Origin of the sequence: Stenotrophomonas sp. (assembly GCF_050737075.1) — a bacterium.
GTDB lineage: Bacteria > Pseudomonadota > Gammaproteobacteria > Xanthomonadales > Xanthomonadaceae > Stenotrophomonas.
Genome location: NZ_JBOHXV010000047.1, coordinates 7,501 through 20,885 on the forward strand (window position 1 = coordinate 7,501; position 13,385 = coordinate 20,885).

Below are 13,385 nucleotides of genomic sequence, written 5' to 3' on the forward strand. Positions count from 1 at the left end.
GGCCCACGAACGCGGCGTACAGCTGCAGTTTGTCGTCGAGCGCCGGTGCGTGGCCACCGCCCACCTCCAGGCTGGAGGCAGGCGCGGCGTATGGATCACGCCACGGCTCCGGCGCGGACAGCGCACTCACACTGTGCAGCGGCTTCCACTGCGGCATGCCCTCGCACCACACCAGAGTGTCGATATCGGTCTTGCCCTGCGCGTGCAGGGCGCGAAGCGCGTGGGTCGGCAACGGACCCTGCCGCTGCTGGGTAGCATCGGCGTAATACCACTGGGTTTCGGTCATGACTCGCTCCTTGAGAGGCCGGTGCCGAAGCTTACAGGGGCAACACGCGGAACGTCTGCTGCAGTACATGCCGCGCGCCCGGCGCCAGAGTGACCACGTCCGGGCCGGCGTTGGCCGCCTCCAGGCAGACGTAGTGCTTCCAGCCGGTGCCGACGTCGGCCATCTTCGCCGCACCGGCTTCGCCCGGGTTCCAGGCGACCAGCGAGCGGCTGCCCTGGGTGGTGATCTCGATGCTGCGCTTCAGCCCCGGGTCCTTGAGCAGGTAACGGCCACCCGCCTGGGTGTAGATGCGGTCGCTACGGCCGGGGTCGCGCGGGTCGTTGAGCGACCAGTCGCCCTGCTGGATGCGCGGGGTGGCGTAGTTCTCGAACTTGTCGAGGTAGCTCAGGCCGTCCAGGCCGGACACGCTGACCCGCATGGCGTCGCTGACCCGGAAGTAGTTGTGCAGGGCCTGGGTGAAGGTGACTGGCTGGCGCCCGGTATTTTCGGTGGTCAGGCGCTGCTCGAGGGTGCGGCCGATGCGCAGCTGCATGCTCAGGCGCAGGTCCAGGTTCTCCAGGGTGGGCGGCGCCAGGGTCAGCACCACGGTGCCGTCGGCCTCGCGCTGCGCGCTCTGCAGGGTCCACGGCAGGTTGCGTACGAAGCCGTGCGAGGGCACGTCACCGCCCTGCCCCTGCTTGCCGAAGTACGGCCAGCACACCGGGCTGCCGCCCCGGATGGGGGTCGGCAGTGCCTGGGCGCTCGGCGACAGCCACAGCACGTCCTGGCCGCCCTTGGGAATGAAGGAGAGCAGCTGCCCACCGAACACGGAGATGGCGGCGCTGGCCAGCGGCGTTTCCACTTTCCAGGCCGGGAAGCCCTGGATGTCGACGAGGCTCAGCCCCTCCAGTCTGGGCAGCGCGGCGCTGGGCGCGGCCGGCGACTGCACGAGCTGGGCGTGGTTGGGCGGCAGGGAGAACACGGTGCTGTCGGACATGGCGGTGGTGGGCTTGGGCAAAGGGGGCGCGGTGCGCAGGGCGGTCAGGATGCGTTGGCCGGCACGGCCATCCGGGGTGGGCCAGCCCAGCGCCTGCTGTTCGACCTGGATGGCGCGGCGGGTGGCGGTGCCGACCATGCCGTCGGCGACGCCGATGTCGTGGCCCCGGGCCAGCAGCAGGGTCTGCAGCTCGCGGCGCTCGGTGCGGCCGATGCCGGGATCGTCGGTCGGCCAGGCCGCGACGATGCCCGGCCCGCCGCGCAGGCGGTCGGCCAGGGTGGCGATCGCCAGCGCATAGCTCTCGGCGGCGTTGTAGGCGTAGATCGCGTCGTAGTTGCGGAACACCAGCCAGGCCGGGCCCTTGGCGCCGGTCGGCAGCAGCAGGGCGGCGTTGGCGTCGGTGGGCAGGCCGGCCGGGGCCAGCGCACCGCCGGCCACCGGAACGATGCCGAGCGCGCGCCAGTCGGCCAGCGGCTTGCGCTGGGTGCGTCCGGCCAGGCTGGCGTTGAAGCCCGGCGGCAGCTTCACTTCGATGCCCCACGGCTGGCCGGTGCGCCAGCCGGCCTGCTTGAGATAGTTGGCGGTGGAGGCCAGTGCGTCGGGAATGCTGGCGACCAGATCGCGGCGCCCATCGCCGTCGCCATCCACCGCGATGCGGGCATAGGTGGACGGCATGAACTGGGTATGGCCGAACGCACCGGCCCAGGAGCCGGTGAGCCCGTCGGCACTGAGGTCGCCGGCGTCGAGCAGCTTGAGCAGGGCCAACAGTTCGCCACGGAAGAATGCCTGGCGGCGACCGTTGCAGGACAGGGTCGAAAGCGACTGCAGCAGCGGCCGCTTGCCGAAGACCCGGCCGTAATCACTTTCCACGCCCCAGACGGCGACGATGGTGGCGGGATCAACCCCGTACTGCGCGGAAACGCGGTCCAGCAGATCGCGGTGCTGGAGCAGCCGCGCGCGGCCGTCATCGACCCGCTGGGTGTCGACCAGCGCGGCCAGGTAGTCCCACAGCGGGGTGGTGAACTCGGGCTGCGCATCGAGCAGCGGCAGCACGCTCAGATCAGGCGTCAGGCCTGTGGTGAGCCGGGTGAAGCCCGCGGCGCTCACGCCCTGCTTGAGCGCGAGCGGCTGCAGCGTGGCCAGGCAGCGGTCGAAGTCGTCCTGCGGTGCGGCGACGGCGGCGCCGCTGGCCAGCGTCAGCGCGCCCAGCAGCCCGACAGAAATGAACCTCATTGGCATGGATCCCTGCAGCCAAGTGGATCTGCATCATAGCGGCAAGCCGCGCGGTTCAGGCCGGTTGCAGCAGGCGCAGCCCGAATGCCGGTGACTGCGCGTTCCACTGCGTGCGCACTCGCAGGCCCGCTTGGGCGACGAGTGCGGCGAACGAGGCGTCGGTGTATTTGTGGCTGTATTCGACCGTCATCGCCTCGCCTTCGGCGAAATCGAATGCGCGCCCGGCGACGTGCACGCGCTGGGCGATGCGGCTGACCAGTTCGGTCTCGATGCGCAGGCGCGGCACGCTGTAGCGGGCGCGGTGCTCGAAGCCCTCGAGGTCGAAGTCGCTGCCGATTTCGCGGTTGAGCCGGCGCAGCAGGTTGAGGGTGAATGCGGCTGTTACTCCAGCGGCATCGTTGTAGGCCGCCTCGATCAGCGCCGGGTCCTTGTGCAGGTCGATGCCGATCAAGGCCAGGCCGTTGGGCCCCATGGTCTGGCGCATGGCATCCAGCAGCGCGACCGCATCGTCGTGGGCGAAGTTGCCGAGGGTGGAACCCGGGAAGAACATCAGCCGCCGTGCCGGCTCGTGCTGCGGCTCGGGCAGCGCCACCGGCCGGGTGAAGTCGGCGCAGACCGGCAGCATCTCGATGTCCGGCAGTGCCTCGGCCAGCCGTGCGACGCTGTCGAGCAGCGCCGCACGCGAGATTTCGATCGGGGTGTAAGCCACCGGGTCGGCCAGCGCGTGCAGCAGCAGTTCGGTCTTGCGGCCACTGCCGCTGCCCAGTTCCACCACATGCAGGCGCGGGCCCACGGCGCGCGCGATGTCCGCCGAGACCGACTGCAGCAGCTGCAGTTCGGTGCGGGTGGGGTAGTACTCGGGTTGCCGGGTGATCTGTTCGAACAGCGCCGAACCGCGAGCATCGTAGAAATACTTGGAGGGCAGCTGCCGTGGCTGCTGGGACAGGCCGTGCAGGATGTCGGCGGTGATCCGCGCGCGGTCCGGCTGCAGGTCGGTCAACGCGTCCAGGGCATCACTGACGGTACTCATGCGGCGTCCTTTGCCAGGCGGATGCCGGCGAACTGCCAACGCGCCGACGGCGCGAAGAAATTGCGGTAGCTGGGGCGGATGTGGTCGGCCGGGGTGGCGCAGCTGCCCCCGCGCAGTACCCACTGGCCGCACATGAACTTGCCGTTGTATTCGCCGAGGTTGCCCTCGAACGTGCGGAAACCGGGATAGGCGCCGTAGGCGCTGCTGGTCCATTCCCAGACATCGCCGAACAGCTGCAGGTGGCGGCCGGCGGCGCCGTCGTGTTGCGCGGCGGCGGGATGCAGCCGGCCGCTGTCGGCGAAGTTGCCGTCCGCGGTGTAACCGGCGGTGGCGGCCTCCCACTCGAACTCGGTCGGCAGGCGCGCGCCCGCCCAGCGGGCGTAGGCATCGGCCTCGAAGTAGCTGAGATGGCACACCGGTGCATCCGGATCCAGCGCACGCCAGCCGGCCAGGGTGAACTCGCGCGCCAGCGCATCGTCCCAATACAGGGGATGCTGCCACTGCTCCTGCTGGCACAGGGTCCAGCCCTCGCTCATCCAGTAGCCCGGTTCGCGATAGCCGCCCGCCTCGATGAAGGAGCGGTATTCGGCGTTGCTGACCGGTCGATTCGCCAGGGCATGCGCCGGTACCAACACGCGGTGCACCGGGGATTCGTTGTCATAGGCGAATGCGGGCTGGGCCGGCCACGCGGGCGCGCCGATCTCGATGATCTGCTCGGGGCTGTGGATCCACGCCAGCGGTGACGCGATACCCGCGCTGTGCTCCAGAGCGGTGTCATATGCCGGCTGCAGCGGGTTGGACCACAGGGCGTGCTTGATATCGGTGAGCAGCAGTTCCTGATGCTGCTGTTCGTGGTGCAGGCCAAGCAGCAGCTGCCGCTTCGCCTGTTCGTCCAGCGCATCGGCCTGCAGCAGCGCGAGCACGCGCTGGTCGACGTGGCGGCGGAACTGCAGCACCTCCTCCAGCGACGGGCGCGACAGCAGGCCACGCTGCGGACGCGCATGGGCGGGCCCGATGCTCTGGTAGTAGCTGTTGAACAGGTAATGCCAGTCGGCATTGAACGGGGCATAGTCGGGCTGTGTGGCCAGCACGAAGCGTTCGAAGAACCAGCTGGTGTGGGCCAGGTGCCACTTGGCCGGGCTGGCGTCGGGCATGCTCTGCACCATCGCGTCCTCGGCGCTGAGCGGCGCGGCCAGTGCCACGCTGCGTGCGCGCACACGGGCATAACGGGTGGCCAGCGCGGTGACGGCGGTGGGGGTGGCGGCGGGAGACGGGGCTACGACGGCGTTCATCGCGATCAGGATCGACGAGCCCCAGTGAGCGCGACGTCATGGCCCGGCTCACATCCTGTTACACCGCTCAAGTTGAATAGGCACTGGCCGTTACCGGGTAAGACCTTCGCCTGCGCGGTCGGGCCTGCACGACGCAGCCATGACGCGCCGGCCCGTTTTGTGGAACCGTCTTGCGGAATCACCTGTTACGCCAGCCCGGCCACTATCTGTTCCTGCTGCCCGCACTGCTGGTCGGCCTGCTGGTGTGGTCGGCCACGCCGGATGCCGAGGTTGGCAGTCCGGTGCATCGCATCCTGCCACTGGTGCTGACCTGCCTGGGCATGGGCCTGGCGCTGAGCTACGCCCGCGTGCGTGCCGTGTGCCTGCTGCTGGCGATTGCCCTGGCCTTCGCGCTGCTGCATGGGCTGGTCAGCGGCTTTCAGCACACCGGTGCGGTGTCGACGTATACGCCGCTGCTGTTCCACGCCGTGTCGCTGTGGCTGCCGGTGACGTTCCTGGCGTATGGCGTGTGGCCCGAGCGCGGGCGGCTGCGCCAGGACCTGCTGCTGCGCATCGCGCTGGGCGCAACAATAGTGGGCGTGTTCGCACTGCTGGCGATGCAGGCGCCGCAGGGCATGCACGACCTGCTGTCGAACCGGCACTGGCCGTGGCTTCCCACCGGCTGGAGCGCATTGGCGCAGCTGCCGAGCCTGGCCCTCGTGGGCGCGGCGGCGGTGTTGACGGTGCAGGCGGTGCGCACGCCGCGTCCCCTGCATACGGCGATGCTGGTCGCGCTGCTGGTGCTGTGGTTGATGTTGCCGCGCGCTTTCCGGGTGCCTTCCCTGCTGCCCGCACTGACCAGCGCAGCGCTGCTGCTGGTGATCGCGGCGATGCTGCAGGAGTCGTTCCACATGGCCTTCCGCGATGAGCTGACCGGCCTGCCGGGACGCCGCGCCTTGAACGAATGCCTGCAGCGGGTGGGCAGCACCTACACGATTGCGATGGTCGATGTGGATCACTTCAAGGCCTTCAACGATACCCATGGCCACGACACCGGCGACGATGTGCTGAAGCTGGTGGCCGCGCGGCTGGCCGCCGTAGGCGATGGGGGCCGGGCGTTCCGCTATGGCGGCGAGGAGTTTGCCCTGGTCTTCCTGGACCGGCCGGGCGCTGCCTGCGTGGACGCGATCGAGGCGATCCGGGCGGCGGTGGAAGGCGCGCGGCTGACCGTGCGCGATCGGGCGGCGCGCGCGCGCGACGACGCGGTCGGGCGCCTGCAGCGCGGCGCGGGGGGCGGCGGCACGGTGGTGCAGGTCACGGTGAGCATCGGCATGGCCGACAGCGGCGTGGGCGATACCCCGCAGGCGGTGATCAAGGCCGCCGACCGGGCGCTGTACGCGGCCAAGGACGCCGGCCGCAACTGCGTGCGCGCGCACGGCCAGCAGCGGGTGCTGGCGGTACGCGGCGGGATGGCTCAGGGCAGCGCGTCGAGGTAGAACCAGCGGCCGTCCTCGCGGACGAAGCGGCTGTGCTCCTGCATCTTGACCGCGCTGCCGCCGCCGATCCGGTAGCGCGCGGTGAAGCGCACCTGGGCATGGTCGGCGTCGCTAAAGGTGTGTTCGTGCACGGTCAGGCCCAGCCAGCGGGTCCTGTGTCCGGCCGGGTCGTCCAGCGACAGCGTTTCGGGACGGGTGCTGGCATGCCAGCTTGCCAGCAGGTAGTCCGGCAGCTGCTTCACGTAGGCGCTGTAGCGCGAGCGCATCAGCGCCTCGGCATCGGGCGCGGCCTCACCGGCATGGAAGCGGCCGCAGCACGCGGCATAAGCCATCGGGCGGCCGCAGGGACAGGGATCAACATGGGTCATGGGCACATTGTGCCCGGACGCACCGGCTTTATGGCAGGAACACCAACGAAGGCCCGTAGCAATTCGTAGCGCCTGGCCATGCTTGGCGACCGCGCAACGCGCGGCACAACCGCCCGGAGCCGGTGTACTTACGATCGCCGTCGTGCTTCCGGCGTTTAGGGTTGAACGAAGCCGCGTGTCAGGCGTCGTGATCCCCGGACGGAGAGCAGCCGACTAACAGTCGGCTCTACCCAGTCGGCTCTACCCCCTACCGGTGGCCGGGCGTATGCTGGCGCGCTTTCCCTGACGATGCCCTGCCGTGTTCGAGCTGGTTCCCCCTGAACTGTTGTGGTTGGTGGCGATCGCCTTCATCGCCGGTCTGGTCGACGCCGCGGTGGGTGGCGGTGGGCTGGTGCAGTTGCCCGGGTTGTTCACGGTGCTGCCGCAGCACACGCCCGCCATGCTGTTCGGTACCAACAAGTTCAGTTCGATGTTCGGCACCGCGGCGGCGGCGTTCCGCTACGCGCGCAATGTGCGCTTCCCGTGGCGGCCGGTGCTGTTCGCGGCGGCCACGGCTTTCGTGTTCTCGTTCGCGGGCGCGACGGCGGTCAGCCTGCTGCCCAAGGACGCGGTGCGGCCGCTGGTGCTGGTGCTGCTGGTGGCGATGCTGGGCTACACGCTGTGGAAGAAGGACTTCGGCGCCCTGCACCGGCCGCGCGAGATCGGCCGCAAGGAGCTGGCCACGGCGTTGGCGATCGGTGCGGTGATCGGCTTCTACGACGGCTTCTTCGGCCCGGGCACCGGCAGCTTCCTGATCTTCCTGTTCGTGCGCTTCTTCGGGCTGGACTTCCTGCGCGCCTCGGCCGCCTCGAAGGTGGTGAACCTGGCAACCAATGTCGCGGCGATCTCGTTCTTCGTGCCGACCGGCAACATCCTGTGGCTGTTCGCGATCCCGATGGCCACCGCCAACATCATCGGCTCGGTGGTGGGCACGCGGCTGGCGCTGCGCGGCGGCACGCCGTTCATCCGCAAGCTGTTCGTGGGCCTGGTGGTGGTGCTGATCGCCCGGATGGGCTGGGACACGTTCGCCGGCTAGGCGACGTGCCCCGGGCCCTTGAGCCCGATCAGTCCTCGACCTCGGCCACGGCGCGGCTGCGCTCGGGCAGCTTGAGCCGCTTGCCCTCTTCGTCGTACTCGATCAGCAGCACGCCCGAGTCATGCCGGCCGCTGATCTCGACGAAGCAGGCGCCACCGATGAAGGGCTCCAGCGTCATCACCGACTTCAGCGGGGTGGCCACCACCATCTGGAAGCCGAAGTTCTCGAAGATGTTCATCGCCAGGGCGGTGAACTCGTTGTCGGCCTTGTCGAACGCTTCGTCCAGTACCACGGCGGCATAGCTGGGCAACTGGCTGTCGGCGCCGCCCAGCTGGTAGCGCAGCGCGGCCGCCAGGCAGGTGGTGGCCAGCTTCTGCCGCTGGCCGCCGGACTTGCCGGCGCCGCTGCGGTAGATCTCGACCTGCTGGCGGGTGGCGGCGTCCAGCTCGACGCCGATGAACTCCACATGCAGGCGCACGTCGAGCACGTTCTCGCGCCAGCGCCGGTCCTCGCCTTCCTGCGACCCCAGCCGCTTGACCAGCTCGCGCAGCACGGCGAACTGGGTCTCGGCGACGTCGCGCTCTTCGGTCTGGTGATGGGAAAGCACTTCGCGCAGGTGCTGGTGGAACTCGAGCACTTCCGGCAGGCGCCGGTCGCTGAGTTCGATGGTCAGCAGGGTGCCGCGGTTGAAGGGCACCTGCTCCAGCGACGCATTGACCTCGTCCAGGCGCTGGCCGATCGATTTGCGCGCCTCGGCGCTGTGCCGCTGCAGGGCCAGCAGGTTGTTCTTGCTCTGGTTCTGCAGCAGGTCGAAGAAGCGTTCCTCGTGCTGCGGCAGGCCATCGCGCTCCAGCCGCTGCAGGCGGGCCAGGAAGTCGTCGGCCGACGCCACCGAGGCGGTGAAGTCGCCGGACTCTTCCGGCCACGCCTGCGCGAAGCGCCGGAAACAGGCCACCAGCTGGGTCTCGACCCGGTGCACATCCTGCTGGGACGCCGCCAGGCTCTCGTTGATGCCCTTGCTGATCTCGCGCATGTGCGATTCCAGCGTTTCCAGGCTGAGCCCGCCGAAGGCATCCAGGCGCTTCTTGAGCCCCGCTTCCTGCGTGGCGCCCAGGGCCGGCAGCACCAGCGCACGGCTGCGCTGGCGCTGGGCATCGAGCTTGTCACGTTCTCGCGAGAGCTGGATGAGTTCCACCCGGGTGTCTTCGTAGGTGCGGCGTGCCTGCACGATGTCCGCGCGGGCCTGGTCGATCTGCTGCGCCAGGCGGGCCAGGTCGGCATTGCCCTCGCGCAGCTCGCGCAGTGCGGTGACGATGTCCTGCAGGCGCTGGACCGTCGTGGCGACGTCCACCTCTTCCCACACCACGTTCACCAGCTGGTGGCAGGCCAGGCGGCGCTCGTTGTCGAGGTCGCGCTGGCCGCGCAGCCGCACCACGTCTTCGTCGCAGGCCGCGATGCGCTGCGCCAGTTCCTGCGCCTCGCGACGGAACAGCGCCAGCTTTTCCTGGTTGTTGAAGCCCAGCAGCCAACGGCGGCGGTCGCCGATTGCGCTGCGGTCATCCTTCTCGAAGCGGTCACCGGGATGCTTGACCTGGCCTTCGCGCGAGATGCCGCGTTCGACGTCGCGCAGCTGCTTGGCATCCACGCACTCGTAGTCGAAGCGCTTGCCCAGCTCGCGGCGCAGCCACGGCTCGAACACGCTGTCGCGCAGCTCCAGCTTGTGCAGCAGCGAGCGCGCCGAGGGCGAGCGCGCAATCGCGTCGTCGTTGCGGCGCACGCGGTAATAGCTCAGGCGCATGCCCAGCTGGGTGCGATTCACCCAGGCGTTGACCTCGTTGTAGTGCTTGTCTTCGACCAGCAGCGACTGCGCGAAGCCGAACAGCACGCGCTCGATGGCGCCCTGCCAGGCGGCCTGGTCCTCGTGGACCTGGATCAGCTCGCCCACGAACGGCAGCGCGGCTTCGGGCACGCCGGTCTCTTCGGCCATCCGGCTGCGCAGTTTCTGCAGCGGCGCGGGAATGCTGGAGGGGTTGCGCTCCATCGCCTCCAGTTCCGCGCGGACATCGGCGAAACGGCGCGTATCGTCCTGCTTGCCGGCCTGGCGCTCGGCGATGGCATCGTCGAGCGCTGCCGCCGCCTGCTGGCGGTTGTCGAGTTCGCCCTGGGCGCGCCCGATCAGCGCGGCGAAGCCATGGGCGTCCTCGGGAAGTTCGTTCTGCAGCTTGGCCGCCGCCTGGCGGGCCTGCTCGCGCTTGGCGTGCCGGCGATCCTGCTCTGCCTGGGCACGCCCCTGTTCGCGTTCGAGTTCTTCGATACGCTCGCCACCCTGCTGGCGCCGCTGCAGCTCCAGCTCGGCCAGGTGTTCCTCATGGTTGCCCAGGGCCTGGCGGCGCTGGGCTTCTTCGCCCTGCAGCCCGCGGTTGCGGACGTCGATTTCCTGCAGCCGCTTTTCCAGCAACAGCTGCAGGCGCGATTCGCGGAAGCTGTCCAGACCCAGCTTCAGCGTCTCTTCGTCGGCACGCTGAAGGTTCATCGACTTCAGCTCGGCATGCAGCGCGCGCGCCGGCAGCAGGGTCTCGACCTGCAGCCGCGCGGTGACCACCGACTTGTGCGCGCCATCGAGTTCGGCGAAATCGCTGACCAGCCGTTCGGCGGCATCGAAGGTCTTGGGCGTATCCAGCATGAAATCGCGCAGGAAGACGTTCAGGTCGCCCAGGTTCTTGGCCGACTGCGTCTTGTGCAGCAGGCGCAGGGCCATTTCATTGTCGATGCCCAGCAGGTGGCGGAAACGCTCGGCATAGCCGGTAAAGCTGTCGAAATGGTGGACGTCGCCCAAGCGCTGCTTGAGCTTGCGCAGGTCCAGATCGAAGCCGCCCAGGTCCTTGGCGATATCGAAGGGACGCTCGGCGATCAGGTAGTGCTTGCGCACGTCGGCCGCCGCCGCGCCGTTGCCGGCGATCCAGAACAGCCGCACCAGGCTGACCACGCGCCCGTCGCCGGCGCGGTACTCCAGCACCACCGCCGTCCAGGTCGCGCCCTTGCGCAGGTACTGGGTGGCGATCTCGCCGGTGCCACGGTCCTGCTGGTCGGCCCACGCGCCGCGCACGTACGACACCAGGTTGCGGTCGCGGCCGCTGCGTTCGGCTTCGCGCGCGGCGGCGTTGAAGTCGACGATGGACGGCGGCACCAGCATGGCCGACATGGCGTCGAGCAGGGTCGACTTGCCCGAGCCGGAACGGCCGACGAACAGGAAGCCGCGCTCGGCGATCGGCACTTCGGTCAGGCCGTTGAAGGTGCCCCAGTTATGGACCTGCAGGCGGCGCATGCGGAACTGCTGCTGGCGCGGATCCGGCAGCCCTTCGGTAAACAGGGCGGGAGTGTTCTTGGAGATGGCCATGCGTTGTCGGTCGTTCCGTTCAGGCGTTGGCAGCGGGGGTGTCGCGCAACTGGCGGTACACCGACGAGAGCGCGGAGACATCCTCGGCGGAGAACAGCAGCTTCAGTGCGGGCGACACTTCGTGCCGGTCTTCCTGGCCCGCCAGGCGGGTCAGGATGTGGTTCTCTTTCATCTTCTGCACGGCAGACGCGACGCGGCGATTGAAGCCGGCGCGGTCGGTGGAGAGGTTCTTCTCATAGATGGCCAGGGCCTCGGCCATCTCGGTGTCGGCCACCACGGCGCGATTGCCGCGCGCGTCCGCCTCCGCCAACTGCTGGCGCAGGTACAGCAGCAGCACCGAGTCGATGAAGGTCAGCGGCGAGCTGCGCAGCAGCACCGGCGCTTCGACGTCTTCGGTGTCGGCCTGACGGGTGAAGGCCACGCCGCTGTCGCGGTCCAGCACCAGTTCCAGGAACAGGTCGGCCAGCGAGGAGCGGATGGCGGCCTCGTTGCGGATCAGGGCCGGCCACAGCTTGGCATGGCGCGTCTGGTCGATGCTGGGGCCGATCAACAGCTGGCACAGCGCGCGGCGCCCATCGAGCGGCAGGCGCCCGGTGTCGCCCAGGTAGTACACGTCGTTGTTCCGCCGCGGCAGCGGCGTGACCACGACCGGCTCGTCGTCCAGCTCGTGTGCGGCGCCGTCGACCGGCGTGGCGTCGTTGGAATCTTCATGCCAGCTCATGGCGTTTCTCCTGGGTGAACCAAACCAACGGAATACGGGCCCGCCGCCACTGTCCATCGCCGCTGCGCCAATGCGCGGTTTCCTGTTCGCCGTCCACCACCGTGCCATGGCGGGTGCCCAGCGACAGGTAGCCGATCACGCTGCCCAGCCCCTGCGGCGCCTCGCGCTGCGACAGGGCCTGGGCGATGCTCAGCGTCGGTTGAATGGCCAGCAGGTCGTGCAGGTCGCGGCGCAGCGTGCGGAAGTCGATCTCCGACGAGGCCACCAGGTCACCGACGCTTTCCAGCGAGATGCTGGCGGCATCGTTGCGCTGCACGCTGCCATCGACATGGGCGCTGCGCGGATCATGCAGCTTCCACTGCGACCACGAACGCAGGCGGCTGGTGGTCAGCTGCAGGTCGCGGCCGATGGGACGCTGCGCGGTGAATTCATCTCGCAGCGCCAATGCCTCGGACTGCGCCTGCTTGAGCAGCTGGTTGAGCCGGCGCTGTTCCAGATAGCCACGGCTCTGCACGAAGCCGCGCAGGCTGCGGGCGAAATGCTGCAGGACGTCGTGAACCTGGCCGCCACGGTCGAGCATGGTGCCGGTGAAGCCGCGCAGGAAGGCGCGCTCGTCGCGGTCCAGCTTGCGGGCGAAACCGCGCGCGAGCACGGTCTCCAGCGCCGCATCCAGCTGGGCGCTCTGTTCGGCGTCGTTGAGCAGCCGCCAGAACGCCTGGAAGCTGCGCCCGGCGTCGCTGTCGCCGATCACGTCCACGCCCTCGAACAGCCGGGACAGCACGTCGCCGCGCTCGCTCTCATCATCGATGATGCGTTCGCGGAATTCGCGGTTGAGCCGTTCGAAGTCGTCGCGGACGCGGCGGAAGTCTTCGGTGAGGTCGTCGGCCAGGCCGATGATCTGGCGCGCCCGCTCCAGCGCGCGCTTGCCGTCCAGGGTCACCACGCGGCCCACGCCGACCCGCGCGATCTCCGCGTCGATGCGGTCGCGCTCGTCGCGCAGCGCGGAAAGGCGTGCGTCAGGGTCCGATTCGGTCTGCGCGGCCAACTGCGAGAGCTGCTCGATGACCAGCGCCAACCGGCTTTCGGTGGCCGCCACGCGGCTCTGCTCCAGGCTGTCGGCGAAGCGGATCGCCTGCAGCGCCTGGGTGGACAGCTCGTACTGCTCCTGGTCGGCGCCCTCAGGCAGGCGCCGCTCCAGCCAGCCCTGTGCCAGCCAATGGGCGATATAGGCCTGGGCGGTGCGCGGCAGCTCACGCGACAGCTCGTCGCCGTTGAGCTGGTCCAGCGCGCGCTGCAGCCGTTCGTGCAGCGCTGCCGCCGGCAGGGTGCGCTCGCCGTCCATCAGCAGGCTCTGCAGCAGGCCGATGATTTCCGGGGCGTTGGCGGCGGCCAGCAGCTTCCACTGCGGCTGTTCGCGCAGGGCGCGGTAACGGGTGATGCGTTCGCGGTGCTTCATGCAGCCAGGACATCCGGATAGACGCCGCGCGGCCAAGCGCCGCGCAGCGGGAGGGGCATGGGCCCGGCACAGGCGT

10 protein-coding genes (1 of these 10 running past the window's edge) are annotated in these 13,385 nt (G+C 69.2%); 2 read left to right on the top strand and 8 right to left on the bottom strand.

The window, feature by feature from the left end:
* The 4 genes in view from ACREPD_RS12510 to egtB are tightly spaced (at most 55 nt apart) and all read right to left on the bottom strand, a layout consistent with a single transcriptional unit that may run on beyond the window.
* Window positions 1-286: the beginning of a GYF domain-containing protein gene (locus tag ACREPD_RS12510; RefSeq protein ID WP_431599641.1), read on the bottom strand. It extends 431 nt beyond the left edge of the window; the window shows 286 of its 717 coding nt (coding positions 1-286); its start codon is at window positions 284-286; its stop codon lies beyond the left edge, outside the window.
* Window positions 287-317: 31 nt separating this feature from the next.
* The gene (locus ACREPD_RS12515; RefSeq protein ID WP_431599642.1) at window positions 318-2,495 is read right to left on the bottom strand and encodes a lytic murein transglycosylase; all 2,178 of its coding nucleotides are present in this window, start codon (window positions 2,493-2,495) and stop codon (window positions 318-320) included.
* A gap of 55 nt (window positions 2,496-2,550) precedes the next feature.
* Entirely contained in the window at window positions 2,551-3,525 is a 975-nt protein-coding gene (gene egtD, locus ACREPD_RS12520; protein ID WP_431599643.1) for an L-histidine N(alpha)-methyltransferase, read from the bottom strand.
* Window positions 3,522-4,817, bottom strand: a complete 1,296-nt coding sequence (gene egtB, locus ACREPD_RS12525) for an ergothioneine biosynthesis protein EgtB (protein ID WP_431599644.1) — start codon at window positions 4,815-4,817, stop codon at window positions 3,522-3,524. The genes egtD and egtB overlap by 4 nt, the downstream gene beginning before the upstream one ends.
* Before the next feature lie 170 nt (window positions 4,818-4,987).
* On the opposite strand from egtB, the gene ACREPD_RS12530 reads away from it, so the two are divergent.
* The gene (locus ACREPD_RS12530; protein ID WP_431599645.1) at window positions 4,988-6,292 is read left to right on the top strand and encodes a GGDEF domain-containing protein; all 1,305 of its coding nucleotides are present in this window, start codon (window positions 4,988-4,990) and stop codon (window positions 6,290-6,292) included.
* Here the strand turns inward: ACREPD_RS12530 and ACREPD_RS12535 are convergent.
* The gene (locus ACREPD_RS12535) at window positions 6,271-6,660 is read right to left on the bottom strand and encodes a YchJ family metal-binding protein (RefSeq protein ID WP_431599646.1); all 390 of its coding nucleotides are present in this window, start codon (window positions 6,658-6,660) and stop codon (window positions 6,271-6,273) included. The genes ACREPD_RS12530 and ACREPD_RS12535 overlap by 22 nt on opposite strands.
* Window positions 6,661-6,958: 298 nt before the next feature.
* Here ACREPD_RS12535 and ACREPD_RS12540 point away from each other — a divergent pair, with 298 nt between their 5' ends.
* Complete coding sequence (locus ACREPD_RS12540; RefSeq protein WP_421568129.1) at window positions 6,959-7,735, top strand: sulfite exporter TauE/SafE family protein; 777 nt, start codon at window positions 6,959-6,961, stop codon at window positions 7,733-7,735.
* Between the two features lie 28 nt (window positions 7,736-7,763).
* On the opposite strand, the gene ACREPD_RS12545 is transcribed toward ACREPD_RS12540, so the two are convergent.
* The 3 genes from ACREPD_RS12545 to ACREPD_RS12555 are packed head-to-tail and all read right to left on the bottom strand — an operon-like array spanning window position 7,764 to window position 13,309.
* Window positions 7,764-11,132 carry an ATP-binding protein gene (locus ACREPD_RS12545; protein ID WP_431599647.1) on the bottom strand — a complete coding sequence of 1,123 codons (3,369 nt, stop codon included), beginning with the start codon at window positions 11,130-11,132 and terminating at the stop codon, window positions 7,764-7,766.
* Window positions 11,133-11,151: 19 nt separating this feature from the next.
* On the bottom strand, window positions 11,152-11,853 hold the full coding sequence (locus tag ACREPD_RS12550) for a DUF4194 domain-containing protein (protein ID WP_431599648.1): 702 nt from the start codon (window positions 11,851-11,853) through the stop codon (window positions 11,152-11,154).
* Window positions 11,840-13,309 (bottom strand): DUF3375 domain-containing protein, encoded by a 1,470-nt coding sequence (locus tag ACREPD_RS12555; RefSeq protein WP_431599649.1) that lies wholly within the window; start codon window positions 13,307-13,309, stop codon window positions 11,840-11,842. Before ACREPD_RS12555 ends, ACREPD_RS12550 begins: the two co-directional genes overlap by 14 nt.
* Window positions 13,310-13,385: the final 76 nt, after the last annotated feature.

Excerpts from the sequence above, each read along its gene's own strand:
- ACREPD_RS12515 (WP_431599642.1), bottom strand. The coding sequence starts at position 2,495 with ATGAGGTTCATTTCTGTCGGGCTGCTGGGCGCGCTGACGCTGGCCAGC.
- egtD (WP_431599643.1), bottom strand. The coding sequence starts at position 3,525 with ATGAGTACCGTCAGTGATGCCCTGGACGCGTTGACCGACCTGCAGCCG.
- egtB (WP_431599644.1), bottom strand. The coding sequence starts at position 4,817 with ATGAACGCCGTCGTAGCCCCGTCTCCCGCCGCCACCCCCACCGCCGTC.
- ACREPD_RS12535 (WP_431599646.1), bottom strand. The coding sequence starts at position 6,660 with ATGACCCATGTTGATCCCTGTCCCTGCGGCCGCCCGATGGCTTATGCC.
- ACREPD_RS12545 (WP_431599647.1), bottom strand. The coding sequence starts at position 11,132 with ATGGCCATCTCCAAGAACACTCCCGCCCTGTTTACCGAAGGGCTGCCG.
- ACREPD_RS12550 (WP_431599648.1), bottom strand. The coding sequence starts at position 11,853 with ATGAGCTGGCATGAAGATTCCAACGACGCCACGCCGGTCGACGGCGCC.
- ACREPD_RS12555 (WP_431599649.1), bottom strand. The coding sequence starts at position 13,309 with ATGAAGCACCGCGAACGCATCACCCGTTACCGCGCCCTGCGCGAACAG.